At 33.6% G+C, this 26284-nt stretch carries 17 protein-coding genes; 14 read left to right on the top strand and 3 right to left on the bottom strand.

Features of this window, described 5'->3' with window-relative positions:
• The first annotated feature begins 67 nt into the window (after positions 1-67).
• From EV144_RS03720 to EV144_RS03690, 7 genes are all read left to right on the top strand, one after another.
• Positions 68-718 carry a hypothetical protein gene (locus tag EV144_RS03720; protein ID WP_134146316.1) on the top strand — a complete coding sequence of 217 codons (651 nt, stop codon included), beginning with the start codon at positions 68-70 and terminating at the stop codon, positions 716-718.
• A complete protein-coding gene (locus EV144_RS03715) occupies positions 715-2871 on the top strand; it encodes an AAA family ATPase (RefSeq protein WP_134146314.1) in 2157 nt (718 codons plus the stop codon). The genes EV144_RS03720 and EV144_RS03715 overlap by 4 nt, the downstream gene beginning before the upstream one ends.
• Positions 2871-4661, top strand: coding sequence for a hypothetical protein (locus EV144_RS03710; RefSeq protein ID WP_134146312.1), 1791 nt, complete (start codon positions 2871-2873; stop codon positions 4659-4661). The genes EV144_RS03715 and EV144_RS03710 overlap by 1 nt, the downstream gene beginning before the upstream one ends.
• Positions 4662-5003: 342 nt before the next feature.
• Positions 5004-6926, top strand: a complete 1923-nt coding sequence (locus tag EV144_RS03705) for an AAA family ATPase (RefSeq protein ID WP_134146310.1) — start codon at positions 5004-5006, stop codon at positions 6924-6926.
• Between the two features lie 75 nt (positions 6927-7001).
• Positions 7002-8438, top strand: a complete 1437-nt coding sequence (locus EV144_RS03700; protein ID WP_134146307.1) for an RES family NAD+ phosphorylase — start codon at positions 7002-7004, stop codon at positions 8436-8438.
• A gap of 130 nt (positions 8439-8568) precedes the next feature.
• Positions 8569-10416 carry an ATP-dependent nuclease gene (locus EV144_RS03695; RefSeq protein WP_134146305.1) on the top strand — a complete coding sequence of 616 codons (1848 nt, stop codon included), beginning with the start codon at positions 8569-8571 and terminating at the stop codon, positions 10414-10416.
• Positions 10406-12676, top strand: coding sequence for a UvrD-helicase domain-containing protein (locus EV144_RS03690; protein ID WP_166670531.1), 2271 nt, complete (start codon positions 10406-10408; stop codon positions 12674-12676). The genes EV144_RS03695 and EV144_RS03690 overlap by 11 nt, the downstream gene beginning before the upstream one ends.
• A 13-nt stretch (positions 12677-12689) precedes the next feature.
• Here EV144_RS03690 and EV144_RS03685 read toward each other — a convergent pair whose 3' ends face one another.
• Positions 12690-13829, bottom strand: coding sequence for a hypothetical protein (locus EV144_RS03685; RefSeq protein ID WP_134146301.1), 1140 nt, complete (start codon positions 13827-13829; stop codon positions 12690-12692).
• A 126-nt stretch (positions 13830-13955) separates the two neighbouring features.
• On the bottom strand, positions 13956-15005 hold the full coding sequence (locus EV144_RS03680) for a restriction endonuclease (protein ID WP_134146299.1): 1050 nt from the start codon (positions 15003-15005) through the stop codon (positions 13956-13958).
• A gap of 309 nt (positions 15006-15314) precedes the next feature.
• Between EV144_RS03680 and EV144_RS03675 the strand changes: the two genes are divergently transcribed.
• The 3 genes from EV144_RS03675 (at position 15315) to EV144_RS03665 (ending at position 17654) form a co-directional block, all read left to right on the top strand.
• Positions 15315-16472, top strand: a complete 1158-nt coding sequence (locus tag EV144_RS03675) for an AAA family ATPase (RefSeq protein WP_134146297.1) — start codon at positions 15315-15317, stop codon at positions 16470-16472.
• Positions 16462-16902, top strand: a complete 441-nt coding sequence (locus EV144_RS03670) for a hypothetical protein (RefSeq protein WP_134146295.1) — start codon at positions 16462-16464, stop codon at positions 16900-16902. Before EV144_RS03675 ends, EV144_RS03670 begins: the two co-directional genes overlap by 11 nt.
• Before the next feature lie 179 nt (positions 16903-17081).
• Positions 17082-17654 carry a DUF6252 family protein gene (locus tag EV144_RS03665; RefSeq protein ID WP_134146293.1) on the top strand — a complete coding sequence of 191 codons (573 nt, stop codon included), beginning with the start codon at positions 17082-17084 and terminating at the stop codon, positions 17652-17654.
• Positions 17655-17806: 152 nt separating this feature from the next.
• On the opposite strand, the gene EV144_RS03660 is transcribed toward EV144_RS03665, so the two are convergent.
• The gene (locus EV144_RS03660; protein ID WP_134146291.1) at positions 17807-18514 is read right to left on the bottom strand and encodes a hypothetical protein; all 708 of its coding nucleotides are present in this window, start codon (positions 18512-18514) and stop codon (positions 17807-17809) included.
• Between the two features lie 157 nt (positions 18515-18671).
• On the opposite strand from EV144_RS03660, the gene corA reads away from it, so the two are divergent.
• The 4 genes from corA (at position 18672) to EV144_RS03640 (ending at position 26061) form a co-directional block, all read left to right on the top strand.
• A complete protein-coding gene (gene corA / locus EV144_RS03655) occupies positions 18672-19742 on the top strand; it encodes a magnesium/cobalt transporter CorA (RefSeq protein ID WP_134146289.1) in 1071 nt (356 codons plus the stop codon).
• 59 nt (positions 19743-19801) lie between these two features.
• Positions 19802-21895, top strand: coding sequence for a phosphate acetyltransferase (gene pta / locus EV144_RS03650; RefSeq protein WP_134146286.1), 2094 nt, complete (start codon positions 19802-19804; stop codon positions 21893-21895).
• A gap of 135 nt (positions 21896-22030) precedes the next feature.
• Positions 22031-23215 (top strand): acetate/propionate family kinase, encoded by a 1185-nt coding sequence (locus EV144_RS03645; protein WP_134146284.1) that lies wholly within the window; start codon positions 22031-22033, stop codon positions 23213-23215.
• Between the two features lie 101 nt (positions 23216-23316).
• Positions 23317-26061 (top strand): LuxR C-terminal-related transcriptional regulator, encoded by a 2745-nt coding sequence (locus EV144_RS03640; RefSeq protein WP_134146282.1) that lies wholly within the window; start codon positions 23317-23319, stop codon positions 26059-26061.
• Positions 26062-26284 lie beyond the last annotated feature (223 nt).

The raw sequence follows: 26284 nt of genomic DNA, 5'->3' as shown, positions 1-26284 counted from the left end.
TAATAATTTATATATTAGCGAAAAATCTTAATTTATTTAAGAACACTATTTGTAATTTGTTTATCTTATGGAGGATTTTCTCAGAAAATACAGAGACAGGCTGCGCATCATAATAATTCTGTATGTTTTCTGCGAGCGCAGCCAGGATGCCGGTTCCCCTTATTTTGGACTGTTCCGCACTGAAATAAAAATTCAGGCGCTGGATTTTCTGCTCAGATATCCCGATTTTCTTTCAATGGAACTCATGGATCTGATGGATGCCGATAATGTTATTTCCACAGAGGAAGTAAGTTCTGTTATTGAAGACATTTATTTAAATAATGAACCCCAGCTAAGGGTGGAAGAAATGGAGAAATTTTTCCATGGGGCTTATGAAAGCATTGATGAAGCGGTAGCCTTTCATGTCAGCATTGGTTTTCTAAAACACGAAAGCAGACGAAGAACTGATGGAAAAACATATGATAAAAATTATTACGTTACCCGTTACTGTGCCGAAAGGATCGAAAGCCATCTGAAGACAATTCCTGCAGTGCAGTGGTATTTCCAGCGCTGTGAACTCATTAAAAAATATTTCGGACACTTTACGGGCTCCCAGCTCAAAACCAGACAATATAATTACGCAGAGTACAGCAATATCTCCTATAAGAGCCATATTCAGAATATAAATGCAAAAGTAAGGAACGCCTATGAGCAGAGATTTAATAAACAGTTATTATGAGCAGTACAGATATTAATTACAGGGACTTTGTTGCTTTTGTTCACAAACAATTCGAGGATAAATTATCTGTTCAGGAAATAGAAGATATACTTTTTCTGGAAGAAAGCTACAACAAAGACAGTCCAGCCTCTGTGGGTAAAGCGCTCCGTCTGAACAGGCTTGTCTTTTCAGGGATAAGGAATTCCGGAGCTGTGTTAAATTTTGACCAGCCTTTCCACAGCGGAATTAATATCTGGATTGCCGATAACCAGAAAGGGAAATCAACCGTATTCAAAATCATAAAATTTGCCCTTACCGGAAAGGATAGCATCAAAAAAGACATAAAGCCCTGGATAGAGGAAATTCTGCTGGAGTTTACCGTAGGTAAAGTGACTTATACCTGCCATATTGATCGCACCGGGCGCGACAGGGGGAGCCTTTACCGATTTAGTATTGACCAGTACAAAAGTTATAAAAGCGGATTTAAGCTCGATACGCTGGAGAAACAGGTTGAGTTTTCTTTTAGAAGCGCATTGGAACTTGAAGAGAAACTCCAGAGTTTCTTTTTTGAGCAGTTTTCATATTATGTCTTGAAATTTACCCAGAAAAACAGCGCAAAGGATTCAGTTGACCTAAATACTTCAAGTCTGAGTTGGGCGACCTATTTTAAATCAATTTATTTGGAATCCAGTAATTACAAGCATTTATTCTTCGAACAGGAAGGCATTGGACTGCAGGGAAAAAAAATCTTCGAAATGGTTCTGGGACTGCCGCTAACTTATCCTATAAATATGCTAAAAGTGCAGCAGGACCTCGTGAATGTGAGTCTTGGCCAACTAAAGCTTGTCAGCGGAACAAAGGCCGATACGGCCAAATCTTTGAAAGCGGGACTTGAGAAAAAATATAACGAAGTAACGGCGGAACTGGAGACAGGTACCGATAATGTAGCAATTATTTTTCAGGAGCGCCCTTTATTGGAGGAATATGCCGAAGTTCAGCAAAGGGTTGCCAGAGTCAGAAAAGAGCATAGAGAACTTACCGAGTCCTATCAAGGGGAAAAATCAAGGCAAAACCGTATTGAAGATGAATCTGATAACCTGAAGAGCGACCGGAAGAAAGTGGAAGCGGAAATTGTAAGGCTTCAAAGGCAGGTCCTGAACATGGAGCTTTACAGCCAGTCCCAGAGCTTCTTTACCAATCTGGATATTAAGTCTTGTCCGCACTGTGAAATCACAGTCAGCGAGACTAAAAAGGAAAAGGAGAAAGAGCATCATGTCTGCAGCCTGTGCGGGGAAGAACCAAAGGATCAGAAGATAGAGAAGGATGAAATCGACCAGAAATCAGCTCAGATCCAGGAGGAAATTACAACGCATCAGCAGCGTCTGGAAAAAATAATTAAAAGTCTCGATGAGAAAAAAGTACTTATCGGCGAGGCAAAAAAGAATGCGGAAAATTACAATGAAAAGATTTCTTCGCTTCCAACTGCCGAAGCAGACAATAAAAGAATGAGTGAAATAGAAGAACATATTGCCCAGATAGGCATAGAACGTGAAAAGCACAAAGAGCAGCTCGAAAAGAAGGAACAGCTCATAAAGGAACAGGCCGTGCTGGATTTCCAGCTCGAAGAAATAAAGCGCGCGGAAAGTAGCCCAGTTTCGGAAGAGTTTGAAAGCCTGAATCTAAAAAGAGCTGTTTTGGAGTTTGCACTCTCTTCGCTGGAGAAAAAAAGAAGCAGGTTAAATCAGGATATTTTAGAAAAACTGGAGACACTCATACTCAAAGAAGTGAATGCCTTTGGTTTGAAAAGCATTACACAGGTCAGCATTAATGAAAAATATGAATTGATATACACCCAGAATGAAGTGCAGATCGGCTTTAATGACTTGAGCGAAGGGGAAAAACTCAGGGCAAAACTGGCTTTTTATCTCAGTCTGATCCAGCTCGATATTGAACACAGTCTGGGAAGACATCCGCGCTTTCTGATATTTGACTCGCCCGGAAGCGAAGAAATGGTGCCCCAGCATCTTAAAGGGCTAGCGGAAATTTTTAAAAATGTGAATGACAGATTTGAAAATGAACTGCAGATATTTGTGGGCTCTGCTTTAAGGGAATTCTCTGAGATCACCGATAAAAAGCGCACTTTTATGAAAAACGCAGATGAATTTGTTTTTTAATGGATAATTATCAGAAACACTCAGACCTTTTTAAAACAGGAAGCATCTTTGAGCAGGTTTTGTTTTTAGATAACATTTACACCAGTGATGAGGCCAGTCAGTTAAGCGCATCGGAGCTGTCCGATGTTCTGTTTTTGGGAGCAGAGAACTCCCCAAACCTCTATGTAAGACGCTCCTGCTTTAAAATTATCAGTGACCTGACCTTAACGGGAATGCTGGCCAACAGATTTAAAACTGCTGGGCTGGTTAATGATTTTTTGAACAGCGATCAGGAGGAACTGCTGGTTATAAGCCTGAAATATCTGCCCTATTTTCCAGAGGTATTCACAGCGCAGACAAAGGAAAACCTTAAAAGGCTTTCTGATAGCCCCAATGCTGATATAGCCAGCCAGTGTTTGATATGTCTGGGATTGTTCGCCATTTCGGAAAATATAGACGGCGATGATATAAAAGAGCTGATCGAAAACCTTCAGCAGGCACAGCGGTATTTTCAGGCAGCATCAGATTCAGTGGAAAATCGTGACGATGCGGCTTATTATCTGCTGCTGCTACAATGGATACTGGCCGCCATAGTTGATAATGCCACAGATTCAGATGAAAAATTATCGGCTCTTGAAAAGGCACTGCTCCTCAGAAACCTTTATGAAAGGGACGGGCTAGAGCTTGATTTTCTGATTTTTAAAATGATCAGAAATATCAAATCCAGTTATGATATGCTGCGCTCATCAGAAGAGTGGCTGGACTTCAGCACAAATGTTCGCGTTCTGATGGATCTCAATGCAGAGATCGGCTTATACCGGAGTTTTAATGGTAACGCCAAAGGGCTCATGAAAAGTATTGATGACAATTTCTTCAGTACAGTAGAAGCTCATATTTATAAAGTCCATCTTCAGGCAGAAAAGAAAAGGCTCAATAAGCTCAAATCCGCAGCTAAAGAAGACCTTATACAATTTATAGATAAAATAACGGGGTTTTTCCCCGATGCTGAGCAGCCCAATCCAGAAAATTACGAGCTTCTGATTTCCCTGCAGCAGAAATTTGGAGACGACGGAATTGCCGCCTACCAGAAGATAATAAATAAAAACCTGCCTTGGGAGAAAGCCATTGCGGAGCTTCTCAAGAATGACATCAGCAATAAGCTGCCTTTTAAGACCGGAAGCATTTATGGAGAGCAGGTTTATCTTACCCTGTCATTAGAGATAGATTCCCTTCTTAAAAATTACGATCAGGAGAGAAAAACGGCATTTCTGAAAATACTGGAAGAGGTTATCAGATATTCCAGACTCACTTTTGTAGACAATGATAAAAGCCGTTTTCCATTCCTTTACAGTAAGTTAGAAACAAACGGAAAAGGACAGGATGCCAGCGAGCAGGATTTGCAGGAGAGCATGATTTCTTTTTTCGAGCATTCCCAGATTGCGGACGGGCTTGGGCATGAGAGAGCAAAATTTGTTGACGGAGGGCGTGTGGATATACTTTATCAAAAAGACATTATTACCATCCCAATCGAATTAAAGAAATCACTCTTCAGACCCGATCAGGCCGCTTTGGAGAAGAATTATATTGCACAGGCCCAGACCTATACCTCCGGATATGACCAGCTGGGAATTTTTGTTCTCCTTGAGCTCAGTGATAAGGCCAAAGAAGCGCCTGCTAATTTTAAAGACTGGTTTAGAATCCATCACCTGAAACCCTCAACAAATCTGGCGGTCAGTTATCCTGATTTCGTGATTTCAGCGGTGATACCGGGAAATCGTACCGGACCAAGTTCGAAAAGCACCTATAAATAGTACCTTGTTACGCAGTCCATAAATTAAGAAGTGTAAAGTCAAACAAACAATTAACTAAGAATAGGACATTCTTTTTGAGTTGACAATAAATGGATGTCTCGATTCTTTTCCTAATTAATTTTTGCAACTCTTTAAGATATTAATGTGAAAATTTTATTTTAGAATAAATCAAGTATAAATACGTATTGTGTGTGATTGTAAAATTTGCTTTCTTGTTTCGATTTCTTTCGTAGAAAAAGCCCTTTTACCTTTCTTACCATTTACAAAAAAGATATAAATTCTAAAAGATCAATTCTTCTGGATTAAAAATAAGAAACAAACCTGTTCAAAAATTTATTAACTATGATATTAAAAAGATATAAAGTAGAAAACTTCCGGTCAGTTGTTGATAGTGGTTGGATTGATTGCGATGATGTAACCACATTGGTAGGAATAAATGAAGCAGGAAAGTCAAATTTACTTTTAGCGTTATGGAAATTAAACCCTGCTAGAGAAGGAAGTATTGATATCTTGCACGATATGCCAGTTTCTAAATTAAGTACCTTTCGAAAAACTCCGCAAGACATAGGATTTATAACTGCTGAGTTTGAAATTGATGATGAGAGCATAGCCTATATTGAATCCAAAATTGAATGTAATTTACAACGAGATAAATCTGTTATTGTGAGACGTTATTATGATCGACATTATACATTCGAGTTTCCGAGCGGTAATCCAATATCAACGAAAATGGAAAAAGCTAACATCGAAATTGTTAAAGGAGAAGAAGCTGCAGAAGTAGAGGGTGAAGAAGAACTAAAACAAGAAGAATTAACTATTATTCCATATAAAGATGCAGATTTACATCAGGCAATTCTAGATGTATTACCATCTTTTGTTTATTATTCAAATTATGGCAATTTATCATCCAAAATCTATCTTCCAAATGTAATTAAATGGCTTAACGGTCAAAGTGTAAGCGGTATTGAAATAAATGAAGACCAAGTTAGAACATTGAGAGTACTTTTTGACTTTGTTAAGTTAGATCCACAAGAAATCTTAGAATTAGGAAAAGATCCAAAAGAAATGGCAATTCAACGTAATGGAGGACATGCAAATGTACAACCCACGAGCGCTGAAATTAAAGATGCAGAAAATGATAAAGAAGAACGTAGTATCCTTTTACAATCAGCGTCTGGAGATTTAACTAAGAAATTTAGAGAATGGTGGAAACAAGGTGAATATAAATTTAGATTTGAAGCAGATGGCGATTATTTTCGAATTTGGGTTTCAGATAGTATCAGGACAGATGAAGTAGCATTAGAACTTAGAAGTACAGGATTGCAATGGTTTATTAGTTTTTATCTGATTTTTCTCGTAGAGAGTCAAGAAAACCACAAAGATGCAATATTATTACTTGATGAAGCTGGACTTACTTTACATCCTTTAGCACAAAAGGATCTAGCTCTTTTCTTTAATAATTTATCTGAGGATAATCAAATTATTAACACAACTCATTCTCCGTTTATTGTCGATACTTCTAATATTGACAGATGTAGAGTAGTGTATATGGACAAAGATGGATATACAGTCGCATCAAGTAATTTAAGACAAGGTAGTGATGCTCTAAATGAAAAATCCATTTATGCAGTTCATGCTGCTTTAGGATTAAGTGTTTCAGATGTTCTTTTACAAGGTTGTCAGGGTGTAGTGGTTGAGGGGCCATCTGACCAATTTTATCTTAGTGCTATTAAAGGGTTTTTGATTCGAGAATCGCTTTTAACTCCTGAACAGGAAATTGTATTTATACCGTCAGGTGGAGTAAAAGGTGTACCAGGAGTGGTTAGTATGATATCAAGTAAAGCAAATGACTTGCCACATATAATCTTAGATTCTGATAAAAGTGGAGAAGATGCAAAGAAAAGGCTGTTGGATGGATTATATAAGGGATTCGAAACTAGAATACTGGAAGTGAAAGCATATACCGGAACTGAGCAAACTGAAGTAGAAGATTTGATACCATATCAGTTGTTGAAAAAAGCTATTGACAAACTTTTTAATTCTTTAGATGAAGTAGATTTTGAAGATAGTTACACGCCGTCAAGACCAATTGTTAGTCAAATTGAAGAATTTGCAATAGCTAACGGAGTTACCTTGGAAAAAGGTTGGAAAGTGGTAGTATCAATGGCTGCTAAGACTCAATTAAAAAATAAAAAAACAGATGCTATTCCAAAAGAATATATTGAAAAGTGGATTCAACTCTTTAAAGCAATTACAGCATCTTAATGAGTACTTTTATCAAGAGCTCATTATTTATATATAAAGCCGCAATATCAATTTATTACTAAAATGTGAGTAGTTATGAATTCGGATACTAGTACAGAAAAATATATTTGTTATGATTGTGTAGGTGAAAATCATTTAAAAAATATAATAAAAAACACTGGTTCAAAAATCAGTTGTTCCTATTGTGGAAATGATGGACTTGAAGGTTTTTCATTAATTGATTTAGCTGATAAAATAGAGAGTGCATTTGAACAGCATTACATACAATCACCAGAAAATCCCCCAGAAAACTGGTCTTTTTATCAACTGCAAAATTCTGGTTGGGAAAATAATGGAATGCCAGTAATTGAAGCAATTATGGAAGCTGCAGAAATTGAAGAAGAAATTGCGGCAGATGTCCAAGAAATATTAGCAGATCGGCATTATGATCATTCCGCAGCGGAAATGGGAGAAAATAGTGAGTTTGAAAGTGGTTCATCTTACGAAATTAAAAGTCACGACGATTTTGAATGGCAGATGCAGTGGGAAAATTTCGAGCATACTCTTAAGACTAGCACTCGGTTTTTTAATAAAAATCATGAGCAACTTCTAAAATCTATTTTTGAGGATATTGAATCTTTGCATACTCATAAAAAAAAACCAGTGGTGCGTAAAATTGGACCTAAAAATCAATTGAGGCATCTCTTTAGGGCAAGGGCATTTCAATCCGATAACAGACTTAAAATCGCGCTGGAGTTTCCCGATAAAGAAATTGGCCCGCCGCCTTCTGAATATGCTACCGCAGGTAGAATGAACTCTAGAGGCATTTCAGTTTTTTACGGATCGGTCAATCCTGAAACAGCGTTGGCAGAAATTAGACCTCCAGTAGGTTGTAAGGTGGCAGTAGCACGTTTTGAAATTAAGAGAACTTTACAGGTACTTGATTTAAGCGCTCTCAAGCTAACAAATATAGAGGGAAGTTATTTTGATGAAAGCTATGCTCGTCGAATAACGAATATAATATTTCTAAAAAAATTAAGTCAACGATTGACTAAACCGGTAATGCCAGATGACGAACATGCTGAATATTTAGCTACACAAGTTGTTGCAGAGTTTTTAGCATCAGAGTTTAGAATTGATGGGATAATATTTCCTTCGGCTCAATCCGATGGAGGGCTTAATGTAACTTTATTTAATTCTGCTTCCAAAGTTATTGCGCCTGAAGTTATCAAGGGTTCAACTATTGAAGTAAGCCTTATGGATTGGGATGGTGAGGAATTAGTGCACGATTATAAAGTGTGGGTGCGAATGCCATCAAAGCCAGATGCTGATAAAGATTCCCAAAATTTTCCTTTCGATTTACCTGGACAAGAATGGGAAAGAAACGATGCTGATCTTAGAGAGGGGACATTATCAATTGATTTGGATTCAATTAGAGTTTCGCACATTAAGTCTGTGGAAATTAAAAGCGTAGTATACGATGTTAATCGCACAGAGTATAAGATTTCATCTGATGAAGTGGAAGATAAATAAAATAATATCAATAAGATTTGAAGCAGACATCAATAGAATGTCAAACATTTAAATAATCTAAAAAATGTTAATTTATTTTTGGATGACATATTATTGCCAACATAAATTAAGTATTTCATTAAAAAATTTTATGTATATAGCAGAATTAAAATTATGGAATTTTAGAAAGTATGGTTCAGGATCTAATGGTTTTGACATCGAAACAGCTGATCTGGAAGTTCCTTTTCAGAAAGGGATGAACATTCTCATTGGTGAGAATGATTCAGGTAAGTCTGCGATTATAGATGCACTAAAACTGGTGCTCAAAACCCACGCATACGAGTGGATCAAAGTGGAGAGATCGGATTTTGCTAAAGATTCGCAAAAGTTGCGAATTGAAGTGCACTTTAAAGGCATCTCAAATGATGAAGCAAAGCATTTTATAGAATGGCTGGGCTGGGAGCTGGAAAATGGGCTTTCAAGACCAAAGCTTATTCTAATTTATCAGGCGGAATTACGAGAGGATAAAATAATCCCGTCAGATGTGAAAGCTGGCATGGATGGGACAGGTTATATTTTAAATGCAGAAGCGAGAGAGTACTTGAAAACAACATATCTTAAGGCTCTTCGTGATGCTGACAGTGAGTTGATGGCTAAGAAAAATTCCAGGCTCTCCCAGATTTTACAGGAGCATAAACTGTTTAAAAAGGAAAAAGGCAGAAAACATGACTTGGAAGAAATCTTTGATGATGCGAATGCTTTGATTAAAGATTATTTCAATAATGATGAAAAAGCCACAGGACAAAAGAGCAATAAAGACCAGATCGTTAAACCAATTAATAAGTTTCTCAAAAATTTTATAGATGAAAGGCATTTTTCAAAATTTGACATAACAGAAGCCGAAATTAAAAGCATCCTTGAAAAAATATCTTTGGGCATTGATGAGCACACTAACTTGGGATTAGGCACAATGAACCGGCTTTTTATGGCGGCGGAGCTGCTGCATTTAAAAAAGGAAAATTATGAGGGTCTGAAGTTATGCCTCATAGAAGAATTGGAAGCCCACCTGCATCCCCAGGCCCAAATGAAGATTATTCAGACGCTCGATAGAGAAGCCGAAAGCGATATTCAGTTCATTCTCAGTACACACAGTCCCAATATTGCCTCTAAAGTTGATTTGAAGTCTTTAATCATATGTAAAAACAGCAATGTTTTTCCCTTGGGAGAAGAATACACTTTTTTAGGTTCTGAGATAAAGGAAGGTAAGTATGCTAATAGTTATGAATTCTTAAAAAGATTTTTGGATGTAACCAAATCCAATCTTTTTTTTGCAAGAGGAGTAATTCTGGTTGAAGGATGGTCAGAAGAAATCCTAATTCCTGAAATCGCCTCAAAAATGAATTGTGACTTAACTAAAAATGAAGTCTCTATTGTAAATGTAGGATCCACAGCCTATCTGCACTTTTCTAAAATTTTCCTAAGGGCAGATGATGATGAACTTGGAGTGCCTGTATCAGTAATCACTGATTTGGACCAAAGAGAATATGAGAGAGAGCCAAAACTTGGTACTGATGATAAGCCGATAAAAATTGGGAAGAATATTCAGTATGAATTTATTAAGCAGAAAATTGACGACATTGAGACGATTAGAAGTGAAAAAAAGAAAGCAGTCCTGGATAAAAATAGTGATTTCGTAATTCCGTTTGTTTCTCCGTTTTGGACTTTTGAATGGTGCATATTAAGGTCCGAACTGTTAGGCAGTCTGTTTAAAGAAGTTTTAAAAAATGTGCATAGTGATACTTTCACTTCATGCAGCAGTGAGATGGAGTGGGAAATTGGACTCGCAAAGCTGTTATTGAGCAAAAGTCTTCAAAAGACGCAGCTGGCTTATGAGTTGAGTGAAGAGATTAAAAAAATGCAGACGATCAGTTTTAAGAAAGATGACTCGTTTTATTATATCGCCGCTGCAATTAAACATGCCTGTAAAAATGGAAATTGAAAAATTTATCACTCAAGCAAAAAAGATATTTATCAGTGGCAGTTTTGATGAGGAAAGAAGAGATTTTATTAAAAATCTTGAAACATGCGATCTCCTAGCTGTTCCCGGCAGCGGAAAAACGACCGCGCTGATTGCGAAGCTGTACTGCATTGCACAAAATATGCCTTTTGAAGACGGATCTGGAATTTTAGTTTTGGCCCACACCAATACGGCGGTTGAAGAAATTGAAAAAAAGATAAAGAAGCATTGTCCGCAGCTTTTTCAATATCCAAATTATGTAGGGACTATTCAAAGTTTTGTCAATAGATATGTTGCTAACCAGGCTTGTTTTGAACAGTATGGGAGCTATATCACGAAAAATGAAGATGAACTCTCTAATGAAAAGGTTGCGAGAGAGATCTTTTACAATAAATCATCCAAGATATATGCAATTTTAAGCCGATATCTCAAAGAAAGCCGCAATACATTGACAGAAGTTTTTTTAGGGAAATATGGCATAGCTGATAAAAAACAGCAGCTGGTTAAGTTTAGGAGTCTAGAATTTATTGATAAAAATGATTCCCTTCTTAATATACAAAAAAATTATGATCGTATAACCTCCAGTCTGCTCACACAGACGGAAAGAAAAATACTGTTCGATTTCAATAATACTTTGAAAGGATATGAGCCTTCATTAACTGAAATCATTGAGCTTGTCAAAAGAATAGAATATAATGAAGAAGATTGCTGCTTTTATTCTGATATTTTTCCCAAAACTTGGAAAAAAAGGCTGGTTTTTTCTTCCCCTTCTGGTGCGGAGCTCAAAACGATTTATGATGAACTTAGAAAACAGGGTTATTTTAAGTACATTGACTCATTTGACTTATCCTTAAAGTTCATTTTATCCAATACAGATTTGAAAAATATTCTCCAGAAGCGCTTCAAGTATGTTTTTGTGGACGAGATGCAGGATCTGGAAATCAACCAGATAAATATCGTTGATCAGATATTTTTTGGAAAAGAATCGCCAACTGTAATACAGAGGATAGGTGATAAAAACCAGGCAATTTACAGTTCAGGCAGGAAAGTAAAGCAGACCTGTGACTGGATTACAAGAGAAGAGGCGGAGGCAGAATCCTATGTCGATCTGCGAATTCAAAATTCACTGCGCCTAAGTTCGAAAACGGCTGATCTGGTAGATAAATTTGTACTGCAGAGACCTGAAAACTATAAGGTCACGGGACTTTTTAAAGATTCAGATTTAAATCCCCATTTAATTTTAATTAACAGAGACACGACAGGGAAAGAGATTAAAAGCAAATTTATTGAATTAATAAAAAAGCATCAGTTAAACAACTGCGATAAAAATATTGAAAATGGCTTTAAGATAATTAGCTGGGTAACAGACAAAGAGGAGGATAATAGTGAACTTTATCTGAAAAAGCTGTTTTCCGAGTATACAAAGGAAAGCAGGGTCAGAAAAGAGGACTTTAACTGTCTGAAGAAATATATCTATCATTTCGACGCAGGAGCATTGACTCTGGGAGCTGCCAGAGCTTCCATTCTTAACAGCCTTACAAGAATCCTGGACCTTGAGTATATCCGCGACGGAAGAGGAAGGAAATTTACCAAATCCACCCTAATGCAGTTTTTGAAAAATCAGGGGGATGAATATTATAATGATTTTAAAGCTAAACTATTCTCATGGGCATTTGATGCAACTGTTAACGGAAAAAAAGAAGAGGTTTTTCAAGATCTGAAAATATTTATAAAAGGCCCGGACTTCATTGGTTTAAGATGGTCAGCTGAAGAAGAGGATTTTATAGCATGCTCCATAAGCAGGTCAGAAGAATTTGTCGATTCTGTAAACTTCGAACAAGAAGAAAATCCGGCTGTTTCGGTTTCTTCTAATGAAGAAATAAACATTGATCTACAGTCTATCCATGCCGTAAAAGGACAGACCCACTGTGCCACAATGTATATTGAATCCTCTTATTTCAAATATGAAACAAGCAAGTTAAGGGTAGTTGCTAGAGTAGGCACAAAAACAAGACCTGAAGAAATTCTGCCTAATCCATTATTTAACCAATATCATAATTATCGAAGTGATGGTGATGCCAGGGCAAAAGAAGCTTTAAAAATGATGTACGTAGGATTTTCAAGACCGACGCATTTACTTTGTTTTGTGGTTCTTGAAGAAAATATAAAAGATTACTTAGATATGTTATGTCATACAAAAGGCGGAATTTGGGAGATAGATAAAGCTTTGTTAGTAACATAACATATAATTAGTACTATTTAACAAGTTCTATTACGCCAGTATTTATATTAAAACCATTAATTATAATAATTTGGTTCTTTTTTGAATAGTCGGCTCTAATTCTCAGAAGATTTTTAATAATGTAATATTTGTAATTCTCATTATGAATTTGTAGGTAAGAAGCGAATTGATAAAAAATATCTATGGATATAAAAATAGGTAAAGTTTCAGGGGTAAAACTTGCAGAAATGTTTTTAAAAGAGTTTGATAAATCTCTTCCATCGTCATAAAAAATGCATATTTTTAAAAGGACTTCAAAATTTGCCAACCCCTGTCGCACTTTAGGGTCGGCAATGAAGTCAGGCTTTTCTATTGCTGTTTTTTCCGCATTCGCAAGTTGTTTTACTGCTTTACTTATTGCTTTATTAAACATAGTTTGTTTAGAGCTAATAGTATATTTTGATTCAATTAGCACTACCGCTCTTTCATAAATTAGAACGAAATCTGTAAATTCCTCTCCATTTGATTTTTTGATAGAATGAAATAATTCCTTATTTGGTTCGTAGTAAATTGAAAGAATATTTCTAAATGAAAACTCTTGATGATATCCATGTTTTCCATCTTTAGTGTACTCATCAAACTTAAAATATGCTTTGTTGTGAATTAGTTTGTAATCCCATATTTTATTTTGAAATGAATCAATGTACATTGGCATGTTTTCAGTTTTTAAGCTGGTGTTGGAAAGTATGATTTCAAAAACTTGCTCACTATCTCCAAGCCATTTTTTAAATATGTTAATTGAATTTGCTTTGTTGATTTTTGAATTTGCAATTTGATAATTTGCTTCGTTCAACAATACTAATGAAAAACTTTCTGCTTTGATCAGCTCTATCACAACTTCCTCGAAATTTGGGAATTCTGTGTGTTTGTCTGTAAAATCCATCCCTTTAAAATATAATGGCATTTGTGGATTATCAATAATATACAAAGTAGTCAGTTTTTCATCTTTAATTAAATATAAAGTGATAGGGCAGCCCTTTACAATAGAAGTAACTACACCGGCAACTGCTTTAATCGAAAGAACTACATTTCCGTCATTATCATAAGAAAGATAAAATCCTTGAGGTAAAGTTTGTATTCTTTCAAAAGTCATTTTTTCGTAATCGTGTAGCATTTATTGATTTTGATTAGTGAAAATGTATTAAGTAAATATAAAAAAAACATATATTTCTGCTTTATCTTCTGTATTTAATTAGCTAACAGTGAAATTAAACGAAGTAAAGTAAAGTCTGAATTAATTCTATTTCATATTACTACTAAGTACTAAAACTTCATCCTGAAATGGCTGACGTAAGTTGACAAGGTTTAGAGCTTCCCTGAATTGTTCAAAATTGTAGCTGTTGGAGTAGCGGATTTTAAAATCTAATGACGAAGTATGATGAAGTATTATTTCAATACTTTCATTTTCTGATAAACGTCTAAATAGATAATAACATAATTTGTAGCTTTTTCCATCTGGTTGTTTTGTTGAAGCCTCACAAGCAATAAAATCATATTTGAATTTTAAGTTGCTTTCCTCGTCCGCTTTTAGATAGCCTTCATCACTTAGGGTATCAAAATCAAATTCGCCAATTAAAACCGAATGATCACATGAATGTTTTTTCTTTAGTATTTCACTTAGCTCATATATGTGATCCGAAATTTCTATTCCATGATAAATTTCATTTTCCAGTTCCTCTAATTTAGAATAGTTAGTGAAATATAGAACATAAAGATATACAAGTTGGTTGGTAGTCAGCGACTCTTTGTCGAGGTTATCTAAAAGATAATAGTAAGTCCAAAAATTTGGTGTAAGGTTATGTAGAGTCCACTTACTTATTGTTTCATCTAAAAGATTAATAAATTTGTTTTTTATAAAATATTTTGAAATCAGGTCATCGTGCTGGGCAAGTAATCTACTTAATGTCTTTCCTTCGACAACATGAATTTTGAAAAATCGGTCTTTCTTAACTTTTTCAATCCATTCTCTTGCATTGTTAGTAAGGTACGAAGAAATAAAGAATACTATATGTTGCGGTTTTTCAGCATCAGCCCATGCTATTTTTGAATTTAGTTCAGACGGAGGAACCCCTTTTTCATATCTCTTACATTCGAAAAAGAACTTTTCATTGAATGTACCAAGCACCCCATTAGAAATGGATAAATCTGCTTCTATGTCTCTGCCATTATCGGCTCCACCTTGTCGCCAGGTAATCGATGTAAAGCCATGCTTAATCAAAAGTTCGAAGCATAACTCTTCGAACTGATCAGGGGTTAATTGATTAAAATCTATATGTTTTTCTAAGGACATTTAAATTGTTTTAAGGACTATTATAAAATAACTTTGTAAAAATAATAGAGTTTTGTTCTAATATAAGTCAGATGAGCGGAAAAACCTTTCATTTAATAGTTATGTTTTTTCTATTCAGTACCTGCTTTCTAGAAATAAATTAGATTTAATTTGTACCTTATTTGTACCATATATTTGTAAATTGTTGATATACAGTATTTGTTAGTTTTGAAGAAGTAAAATAATTTACTTTTTTATATTGAATATGAAAACCGAGTCAGAAATGACTCGGTTTTTTAGTTATATTTACATTGTAATTACAAATAAGAAATGGAAAAGTTAATAGTTAAAAATTTTGGACCTATAAAAGAAGCTGAAATAGATTTGACTAAATATGTTGTGTTTATCGGAGATACTTCTACAGGAAAAAGTGTTTTGGCAAAGCTAATCTTGATATTTAGAGATAGTTTTTTATTATTATCACTTACAGATTCTTTAAAAATAGATTTTAAAAGTCAATTGAAAAGGTATAATATTAATTTTGATACAAATAACACAGAAATTAAATATTGTGATGGGAATGACGTTTTATGTCAATTGGTAGATGATGAGATCTTTTTAGTTGATGTTAAGCTTAAACATAAAAATCTTAATAATGTTAAAAATAAATTAGACGAATTAACTAAAGAATCAGTTCTTTCGCAATTTGTAGATTTTGATAAAGAAATTTTTTTCAAGTTTTCGCTAAACCATTTTTTAAAAAATAGAAATTCAACATACGTACCTGCAGAAAGAATTCTATTTTCTTTAATTGGAAACTCTCTTTTTGGTTTATTAGCTAATAATGTTGCTTTACCTGAATGCTATAAAGATTTTGCAGCTAAATATGAAGTTGCGAGAGATGAAATGAAAGAAGTAAAATATGAAAGTTTTGCTTTGAATTATACTTATAATAAGGGTATAGATGAAGTTTTTATAAACAATGCTAAAGTGTTATTAAGTGAAGCATCAAGCGGTGTACAATCATTAATTCCCTTATTACTTGTACTTGATTATGAAATTAAAACTAATGATGTTACTTTTAATTATAGTAAAGGAATAATTATTGAAGAGCCAGAATTGAATTTATTTCCAATCAAACAAAAAAAATTGATTGACCATGTTATATCAAAAGTAAATAGCATTAAACATAAAGTTATAATAACAACCCATAGTCCATATATTCTTTCCTCTCTTGATACATTAATGCTTGCAAAAAACACTTTCAATGAACATCCTTATTTAAAAGAAAAAATAAATTCGATTGTATCTGAAGACAAATGGATAGAGTATGATGATATTTCTGTTTATGAAGTTCGTAATGATGGAAAAGTATATTCAATCAAAAATGAGGAATTCAGAAGTATCGATACTAATGCAATTGATGGAGTTTCAGATATTATTTCTGAAGAATTTGATAAATTAACAGAGTTACGATATGCACAATAATTTTGATGATCTTATTGAAGCAAATCAAGATTGTTGTTTGAAAAGTAAAGTTGCTTCTGAGAATGGAAAAAGATTTGAAATTATTTCGAATGAGTGTTTTACGAGAATTAGAATTGATGATTGTTTAATAACTTCAAAGCAAGTTCAAAAATGTGATTTTGGTTTTGTAAGACATTCTAATGATGAATTTTATTTTGTAGAATTAAAAGGAAAGGACGTTAAGGTTGCTTTAGATCAGATAGTTAGTGCAATAAGCATTTTTGAATCTAGTATTATTAAAATTCCTAAAGAAAAAAGATTTGGATTTATTGTTAGTTCCAGAAATCCATTGTCAGGAACAGAAACTAATAATTTGAAACAAGCTTTTGCTAAAAAATATGGAAGGCTTTTAGAAATTAAAAATAAATGTTGTCCATATATTCCAAAATAGACCGAGTCAGAAATGACTCGGTTTTTTTATGTCCTAATTTTTAAGTTAAATCCGACAGGCTTTGAAACCCTATCGTTTTTTTTATTTTCAAATTATTTTTCTACAATGTGGTTTCCCGTATGTTTTTCTGGTTTTTTAGTAGTTTTTTTGCTTAACCAAAACCAAAATAAATACCACTCATGAAAAAATTATTAAGCATTGGATTATTATCGTTATCAATTTTATTTGCAGGCTGCAGCAGTGATGATAATGAAGAAAACAATGAGAATGGCTCAGTTTCAGCTACAATCAATGGAACTGAATGGAAAGCTACAAAAATCACCAGTGTTACTTTAATTAAAGTTCCAGGTGAAGACGGCGGACAGCGTTTTGATATCAATGTTCAGGACGATTCGCAAATGCTTTTATTGGCTTGTGAAAGTGAATTGACAACTAATGATGCAATGCCGTTAAAAGAATACACTTTTACAGATCAGGATGATGATGTTGATACACCAGTAGTTACCACTAGTAATGCATTGTTTTTGAATTATTATCTTATAGATGGAAATTCTTATGGAGAGCATTTTCCTAAATCTGGAAAAATAACGATTACAGCTATGGATGCTGATAAAAAAACAGTTTCAGGTACATTTAGTTTCAAAGCTGAAAAAGTAGGTGCTTTACAGACTAAAATCGTAACTCCAAATGTTTTTGAAGTTACCAAAGGAGTTTTTAAAAATTTACCTTATAAAGTTATTAAGGCGCAATAAAAAATATTATATATAAAAATGAAATAAACCCGACAGGTTTTAAAAATCTGTCAGGTTTGCTTTGAGTGAATTGCAATTGGGGGTTGTAATTTTACTTTCTGATAAACCCGACAGGTTTTTAACACCTTGTCGGGTTTTCTCGGTTTTTTGATTTAATTTTTATGAAAAAGACGATACCAAAAATTTCTTTTTTTCACGGCATAAGCACCACCAACAGTATAGCTATTACTCACTCTCTCATTTTCTTTAAAGAATTCTATGTAAGCAAATTTAGATAGTTTGTATACGATTGTATTATAATTATCAAAACCCGTTTTGCTAAATATAAGTGAATCCTTTTTATTTGCAGTAAAGCAAAACGTACCGTCAGCAGAAGGATGAAATATTTTATTCTTGTTATAAACGAGAATTTCAACTTCTTCAAAATTTGGATTTGTATCATCAATGATAATCTGGCCGTTAATTTCTATTTCTTCATTGTCGTTCTCATTCTCATTCTCCTTTAAGATATTTACTGTATTGATTTTGTTTTCGGTTTGTTCCTTTTTAGCCGATCCCTGTGCTAATAATTCCTGATTTCCAGAGCTTAATAAGCTTATTATTGTAGAAACTGTTGCCAGCCAAATTGATTTTTTTTCTTTAGAAATACTTAATTCTCTATTCGTTTGGCTAACTAGAAAGCGTCCACAAATATCTGTGCTTGTATTGAATTCTTTGATAATTTTCCTATCAGAAGATTTCGTAAAATCCATTACGTTTTTTTGACAACTGCTGCAAAAACGGCCTTTTTCTGTTGGAGACATTTCCAGCCAATTTTCATGACAAGGTTCTGGAATTGAGATTTTTATTTTTTGGCTCATTTTTCTTTTATTGGTGAAGGAAATTTAGCAATAATAATTTTAATAATAAGTAATTATTATTTTGCTTTAATTATTTAAAATCTCTCCGTTAAACTGACAATTGTCATTTCCCATTCGGATTCTTTTTTGTAATATTACTATATAAATCATTTCATGAATGAGAAAGCTTAAATACAAGAAAGGACGCAAGTTAAACCATACTAATTTAGAATATACAGGTATTCACAGAGAGCATCGGACTGAGATGCAGCTTTTTGTTTATAATAATACAGATGTAGTTGAATATGATAGATTTAATATTCTGGCATTAGATACCTGTATCGATTACACAAAAAATAACTGGTTGAATATCCACGGATTAAACGATATTGATTTAATTAAAACCATCGGGACTCATTTTCAATTAGATGACTTTCTTTTGGCAGATATTTTAAATACAACCAAGAGAACCAAACTTCAGGAACAAGAGGATATTTTATTTTTCAATATAAAATCACTTTTGCCTGCTGAAGATTCAGATTGTATTAGCGCCGAGCAAATTAGTTTTATTTTAAAAGATGGAATTTTAATATCTTTTCAGGAAAAAAGAAGCGATTTTTTTACACACATTCGAGAGCGAATTCGCACGCATGCCGGAATTGTCAGAACTAAAAAAGTCGATTATTTGCTTTACTTATTGCTGGATGCTGTAATGGAAAATTTTTATATTACGCTTGAAGATGAGGAAGATAAAGTAGAAGCCTTAATTAACCAGACTAAAAAAGATGCAAAACCAATTATTCTGGAGAAAATTGAAAATCACCGTGATAATTTAAACTTTTTAAAACGTTCGATTGTACCGCTTCGGGATTCGCTTTATTATTTAAAAACAATTAAAGATGACGATACGTATAATGGAATTGAAAAAGAAACCTTTAATTTTTTTATTAGACTTCATCAAAAAAGTTTAGAACTTTTAGAACAAATTGAATCTGATATGAGTTCATTAGAAAGCGCTTCTAATTTTTATTTTTCGGAACAAAGCCGAAAAATGAATGAAATTATGAAAACGCTTACGATCATTTCAGCCATATTTATTCCGCTTACATTTATAGTTGGAGTTTACGGAATGAATTTTGAAAATATGCCGGAATTAAAAACGCAAAACGGCTATTTTATTGTCATGTTCAGTATGGTTTTGTTAGTGATAGCTTTAATTATCTATTTCAAAAAAAGACGTTGGTTTTAGCATTTATTTCCATTAAAAAAAAGATGTAAAATACATTTATTACACTTCAAAATATAGTTATGAGTAAAGCAGTATATATTGCCACAAGCGATCAGAATAGCGGAAAGTCTATTATAACACTCGGTTTAATGAGTATTTTGATCGGAAAAACGGCCAAAGTTGGTTATTTCAGACCCATTGTAGAAGATTTTGTAGATGGCGAAGTAGACAATCATATAGAAACAGTTCTTTCGCATTTTAACCTTGATATAAAGTTTGAAGATGCTTATGCGATTACCAAAAGCAGATTGATCAAAAAGAAAAATAAAGGTAAAATAGGCGAAGTTTTAGATTTGATTATCGAAAAATACAAACGACTTGAAGAACGTTTTGATTTTGTTTTGGTCGAAGGTACAAGCTTTACCGGAGAAGGAACTTCAATAGAACTGGACACAAACGTTTTAATTGCAAAAAACCTCGGAATTCCAACCATAATTATCGGATCTGGAATCGGGAAAACTTTAGATGAATTAGTAGACAGTCTTTATTTGGTTTATGATTCCTTTAAAGTAAAAGAAGTTGAAGTTTTATCTGTTTTCGCCAATAAAGTACAGCCAAAAAATATAGAATTGGTTACAAAAAGTCTGCAGAAAAATTTACCAGCCAATGTTTTGGTAAATACGATTCCGCTAATATCCAGTTTGAATAATCCGACGATGCAGGAAATTGTAAATGAATTGAATGCCAAGGTTTTATTTGGAGAAAATTACTTAAACAACGAAATTGGACATTACAGTGTAGGAGCAATGCAATTGCATAATTATCTAGTTCATTTAAATAATAATGCATTAGTTATTACGCCTGGTGATCGTTCAGACATCATTTTGGGCGCATTACAAGCTAATGAATCAGCTAATTATCCGACTATTTCAGGAATTATCCTGACAGGAAATATCATTCCGGAAGACAGTATTTTAAAACTCATAGAAGGACTTTCTGCAATTGTTCCCATTATTGCGGTTGATGGCGGAACGTATCATATTACCAATAAAATAGGAAGCATTAGATCAGAAATCTATGCCAACAATACACACAAGATTGAAACATCAATTAGTACTTTCGAAAAATACGTAGCTATTGATGCTTTATCCGAAAGATTGATCACTTTTCAGCCAGAAGGCATGACGCCAAAAATGTTTCAATACAACATGGTTAAAAGAGCCAAAGAACATCGAAAACATATCGTTTTGCCAGAAGGAAATGACGATAGAATTATCATGGCAGCGTCAAGATTATTAGACATGGATGTGGTTGATATTTCGATAATTGGAGATAAAAAACAAATCGAAAGTAAAGTTACAGAACTCGGACTTACTTTTGATTTTTCTAAAGTAAACATAATCAATCCTATAAAATCTAAACTTTACGAAGATTACGCTAACACGTATTATGAGCTCCGAAAAGCCAAAAATGTAAGCATTACAATGGCAAGGGATTTAATGGAAGATGTTTCGTATTTCGGAACTATGATGGTGTACAAAGGTCACGCAGACGGAATGGTTTCGGGAGCAGCACATACTACACAACATACCATTTTACCGGCATTACAATTCATTAAAACAAAACCAAATTCATCAGTAGTTTCTTCTGTATTTTTTATGTGTTTAGAAGATCGAGTTTCGGTTTTTGGAGATTGCGCCATTAACCCAAACCCAACTGCAGAACAATTGGCAGAAATTGCGATTTCGTCTGCAGAGTCAAGTCTCGCTTTCGGAATAGAACCTAAAATAGCAATGCTTTCTTATTCGTCTGGATCATCAGGAAAAGGTGATGAAGTAGATAAAGTAAGAGCTGCTACAGCAATAGTAAAAGAAAAACGACCAGATTTAAAAATCGAAGGACCAATTCAGTACGATGCCGCAGTTGATCTAAGTGTCGGAAAAAGCAAAATGCCAGATTCTGAAGTAGCCGGACAGGCGAGCGTGCTTATTTTTCCTGATTTAAATACAGGAAATAATACTTATAAAGCCGTTCAGAGAGAAACCGGAGCTTTAGCCATCGGTCCGATGTTACAAGGCTTAAATAAGCCTGTAAATGACTTAAGCCGAGGCTGTACCGTTGACGATATTATAAATACAGTTGTAATTACCGCGATACAAGCGCAGGGATTATAAGTCAATTAAAAATTAGGAATTAAAAATTAAAAATATTGAAGCTTTTAATGAAGATCTGCTTAGAAACTTAGCCTCTTAGCAACTTTAAAAAAAAGCTTAGCACCTCAGAACCTTAGCCTCTTAGAACCTTAAAAAATGAAAATACTAATCATAAACTCAGGAAGTTCATCAATAAAATATCAATTAATGGTAATGCCCGAAAACAAAGTAATTTGTACGGGAATGATCGATAGAATTGGCTTAGAAACTTCAAATATTACTTTTAAAACTGTATCAGATTCTTATGAAGAATTATTGCCAATTCCAACGCATAAAGTTGGTTTACAGAAAGTAGCCGACTTGCTTTTAGATCCAGAAAAAGGAGTTATAAAATCAACATCAGAAATTGGAGCAGTTGGGCATCGTGTCGTGCATGGCGGTAGTTATTTTTCTGATACCACGATTATTACAGAAGAAGTAAAAGAAAAAATAAAGGAACTTTCAGAATTGGCTCCACTACATAATCCAGCACATTTAGTTGGAATAAATGTAGCCGAAGAAATTTTTGCAGACGCTAAACAAGTTGCTGTTTTTGACACTGCTTTTCACCAGACGATTCCAGTTCAGGCTTATAAATATGCAATTCCAAATTATCTTCTCACAGAAAATAAAGTAAGAGTTTACGGTTTTCACGGAACGAGCCACAAATATGTATCAGAGAAAGCGATAGCATATTTAGAACATCATTCTAAAATTATTACCATTCACCTCGGAAATGGCTGCAGTATGACTGCGATTAAAGACGGAAAAAGCATCGATCACACGATGGGATTTTCACCTTCAAATGGTCTTATAATGGGTACACGTGCCGGAGATATTGATCAGTCGGTAATTTTTTATATGGTAAAAAGTCTGGGTTATACAGCAGACGAAGTAAATTCGATTTTATTAAAACAAAGCGGTATGCTTGGCCTTACAGGTCATAGCGATTTGCGTGATATCGAATCTGAAGCAGCAAAAGGAAACAAAGACTGCCAGCTGGCTTTATTAATGAATGCGTATAGAATTAAAAAAACTATTGGTTCTTATACTGCCGTATTAAATGGTTTGGATGCGATTGTTTTTACCGCTGGAATAGGAGAAAACTCTTCTTATATGCGTAAGCTAGTTTGTACAGATTTGGATTATTTTGGAATTGAAATTGATGATGAAAAAAATCAGGTTCGGTCTAAAGAAATACGAGAGATCAATACACAATCTTCTAAAACTAAAATTCTGGTTGTGCCAACTGATGAAGAATACGAAATTGCAAATCAGGTTTATCATTTGCTTCATAATTAAGAAATCCTATATTATAAGTAAAAAAGCTTCTCAATCGAGAAGCTTTTTTACTTATAGAAATTAAATATTTGTCAGTATCTTTGAATATAAATCTGAATATTTTGAAATCGATACTTATAAAATTACTTTTCTTCTTTTTCATCACTTCTCAAATTCAAGCTCAAGAATTACTTCCTTTCGTAGAAAATTACAGCAAATCAGATTATCAGGGAGATAACCAAATCTGGAATGTTGCGCAGGGAAATGATAATGCGATGTATTTTGCGAACAATCATTATCTGTTACGATATGATGGTGTGATCTGGGAAAAATATACACTGCCAAATAAAACCATAATCCGCTCCATTTTAATAGAAGGAGATAAAATATATTCTGGTTCTTACAAAGAATTTGGTTATTGGTATAGAAAAGAAGGCAAAATGCATTATGTCTCGATTACCAAAAACCTGAGATTATTTGATGAAAAAGACAACGAGGAAATTTGGAAAATATTCAGGTTTAATGATTCACTTTATTTTCAGTCTTTCAATGATGTTTTTATTTATAATGGAAAAACCATTCAGAAAATAAAATTTCCATCTCTAATATCATATTGCTTTTTTGTCGATAAAAACCTCTATGCAGCTTCTGTAAAAGATGGTATTTACAAAATGAACGGCAAATATATCAGCAATCCAAAAGGATGGGATATTTTAAAAAATACCGTTGTTCATGCCGTAGAAAAATACAAAAACGAGACCTATATTTTTACACAGAAAAAAGGGGTCTTTATTGTTGAAAAAAACGGATTAAAACCGTGGAATAATCCATTAAATGAAACTTTAAAATCGGCTACAATAAACGTTGCCAAATTTATTAAAGGCAATAAATTGGTTATCGGTACAGGAAACAGAGGTGTTTTTATTTTAGATCTAAATTCTAATTCTTATAAGAATATTGATCGGAACAATGTTTTAATGAACAATTCGATCTTAAGCATAGGTTTTGATAAAGAAAATGATTTGTGGCTTGGCTTAGACAATGGAATTGCTCACGTAGAAGTCAATTCTCCAATTTCTTTTTTTTATGATAATTCGGGAATATTAGGATCTGTTTACTCTGTTGCAACTACGAATAAAGGATATTTAATTGCCTCAAATCATGGTATTTTTGAGTTTGGTTCCGGCAGGTTTAATATGATGCCCAACACGCAAGGCCAAGGTTGGAATATTACTAAAATTGGCAGTAATTATGTTATTGGTCATAACGACGGAACTTTTTCTTATGATAATGGCGCGCTGACTAAAATTAATGGCGTAAGCGGGGGATGGAATTTATCTAAAAGCAGTATCAATAATACTTATTTTCAATCTACTTACAGCGGTATTTTAGTTTACGACGATCTCTCTGATTTATCTAAGTTTAAAATCATTAAAGACCTTACAAAACCTATAAAATACGTAGCTCAAAACAAACGTAACGAAATTTGGGCAGCAGATAATTATCGTGGCTTGTATCGTGTTCTATTAGATGATAATTACAAAACGAAAAAAATAGAAAACGTTACGCAGCAAAGTAAAATAAAAAACGATTTTGGCATTAAAATTTTTGAGTTTAGAAAAGAGATACTTTTCTTAATCAACAATTCCTGGTACACTTATAATTCGATTACCAATAAACTCGAAGAGAACGAATTGTTTGATGCTAATTTTAAAAATGTATCAGATATCATCGCCATAGATGAAGATCATTTTATGGTATTGCAAAACGGAATTCTGTATCATATTTATGCAGAGGGAAATAAATTTATATGGAATATCATTCAGGAGAAATATTATAAAGGAAAGTTGATTAACGAAAACCTGAGAATTTTCAAATATGACAATCATTATCTCTTAAATCTCGATGATGGTTTTATCTCACTACAATTAAAATATGAAAACAAACAGCACAAAAAACTAAAAGTAGAAGCTTTTAGCGATGATATTTTAGTTGAAAATGATGCTAAAATTAAATTCAATAAAGAACTTAAAATAAATGTAATTTCTGGAATTTACGGAGCCAGTAAACCAAATTTGTTTTATAAATTAAATAAAGGGAAAGATTTTATTCCAGTTTCAGATGGCGTAATTGTACTTAACAACTTAAGCAGCGGTTATCATTCTGTCGCTATATACAAACACGATGGCGCAAGTCAGGAAAAAGTATCAGAGTTTAGCTTTAATGTTGCACAGCCTTGGTATTTTTCATTTTGGATGATTTTATTGTATCTATTAATAATAGGAGGAGTTTTGTTTTTCTATTATAAATGGAATAAGCTGCGTTATACACAAAAGTTAAAACTACAAGGAGAAGAATTGAAGCATCAAAGAGAAATTCTTGAGATGGAATTAAAAGCAGAAAATGAACTCAATGTACAAGAATATGAAAAACACATTCTGGAATTAGAATTACAAACAAAATCTTCTGAAGTTGCAGGGAAATCTTTATCAATTGCAAAACAAAGCGAAATGATTGAGAACATTCAGAATATTTTAGATTCTGAAAAAGACTTTAATAAGCTTAAAAGCGAAATCAAAAAAGCAATTAAGATAAACGAAGTGAATAAACACGAATGGGAAACTTTTGAAACTAACCTTAATCAAATTCACAATGAGTTTATTATTAACCTCACAAAGAAGTTTCCAAATCTAACTCCAAAAGATATTAAACTCTGTGTTTATCTTAAAATGAACCTTTCTTCAAAAGAAATTGCTCCTATGATGAACATCTCTTTTAGAGGCGTAGAACTGCACAGATATCGTTTAAGAAAGAAACTAAATCTAACTCAAGACGAAAACCTCTCAAAATTTTTATTAACTGTGTAAGATTGGTATGTATTTTTTGAACATATTATATTTTTACAATCCTTTTTTTATATAATTCCAATACATCATTACTACATCATAAGGTAATGTTAATGAAAATTTAGATCAGGTCAAAATATTGATTTAAAGCTTATTAATAAAGAATTATGATGTAGTGATGTAGCTATGTAGTAGTGGCATTTGATGTACTACAACGATGTAATTGTTTAATTTGGCTCTACTA

Source organism: Flavobacterium sp. 270 (assembly GCF_004368785.1).
Classification (GTDB): domain Bacteria; phylum Bacteroidota; class Bacteroidia; order Flavobacteriales; family Flavobacteriaceae; genus Flavobacterium.
The sequence above is the reverse complement of the archived record's forward strand: the minus strand, read 5'-3'. Positions and strand labels throughout refer to the sequence as shown.

Bases quoted from the DNA above. Each gene is read 5' to 3' on its own strand.
- EV144_RS03720 (WP_134146316.1), top strand. From the start codon at position 68: ATGGAGGATTTTCTCAGAAAATACAGAGACAGGCTGCGCATCATAATA.
- EV144_RS03715 (WP_134146314.1), top strand. From the start codon at position 715: ATGAGCAGTACAGATATTAATTACAGGGACTTTGTTGCTTTTGTTCAC.
- EV144_RS03710 (WP_134146312.1), top strand. From the start codon at position 2,871: ATGGATAATTATCAGAAACACTCAGACCTTTTTAAAACAGGAAGCATC.
- EV144_RS03705 (WP_134146310.1), top strand. From the start codon at position 5,004: ATGATATTAAAAAGATATAAAGTAGAAAACTTCCGGTCAGTTGTTGAT.
- EV144_RS03700 (WP_134146307.1), top strand. From the start codon at position 7,002: ATGAATTCGGATACTAGTACAGAAAAATATATTTGTTATGATTGTGTA.
- EV144_RS03695 (WP_134146305.1), top strand. From the start codon at position 8,569: ATGTATATAGCAGAATTAAAATTATGGAATTTTAGAAAGTATGGTTCA.
- EV144_RS03690 (WP_166670531.1), top strand. From the start codon at position 10,406: ATGGAAATTGAAAAATTTATCACTCAAGCAAAAAAGATATTTATCAGT.
- EV144_RS03685 (WP_134146301.1), bottom strand. From the start codon at position 13,829: ATGCTACACGATTACGAAAAAATGACTTTTGAAAGAATACAAACTTTA.
- EV144_RS03680 (WP_134146299.1), bottom strand. From the start codon at position 15,005: ATGTCCTTAGAAAAACATATAGATTTTAATCAATTAACCCCTGATCAG.
- EV144_RS03675 (WP_134146297.1), top strand. From the start codon at position 15,315: ATGGAAAAGTTAATAGTTAAAAATTTTGGACCTATAAAAGAAGCTGAA.
- EV144_RS03670 (WP_134146295.1), top strand. From the start codon at position 16,462: ATGCACAATAATTTTGATGATCTTATTGAAGCAAATCAAGATTGTTGT.
- EV144_RS03665 (WP_134146293.1), top strand. From the start codon at position 17,082: ATGAAAAAATTATTAAGCATTGGATTATTATCGTTATCAATTTTATTT.
- EV144_RS03660 (WP_134146291.1), bottom strand. From the start codon at position 18,514: ATGAGCCAAAAAATAAAAATCTCAATTCCAGAACCTTGTCATGAAAAT.
- corA (WP_134146289.1), top strand. From the start codon at position 18,672: ATGAGAAAGCTTAAATACAAGAAAGGACGCAAGTTAAACCATACTAAT.
- pta (WP_134146286.1), top strand. From the start codon at position 19,802: ATGAGTAAAGCAGTATATATTGCCACAAGCGATCAGAATAGCGGAAAG.
- EV144_RS03645 (WP_134146284.1), top strand. From the start codon at position 22,031: ATGAAAATACTAATCATAAACTCAGGAAGTTCATCAATAAAATATCAA.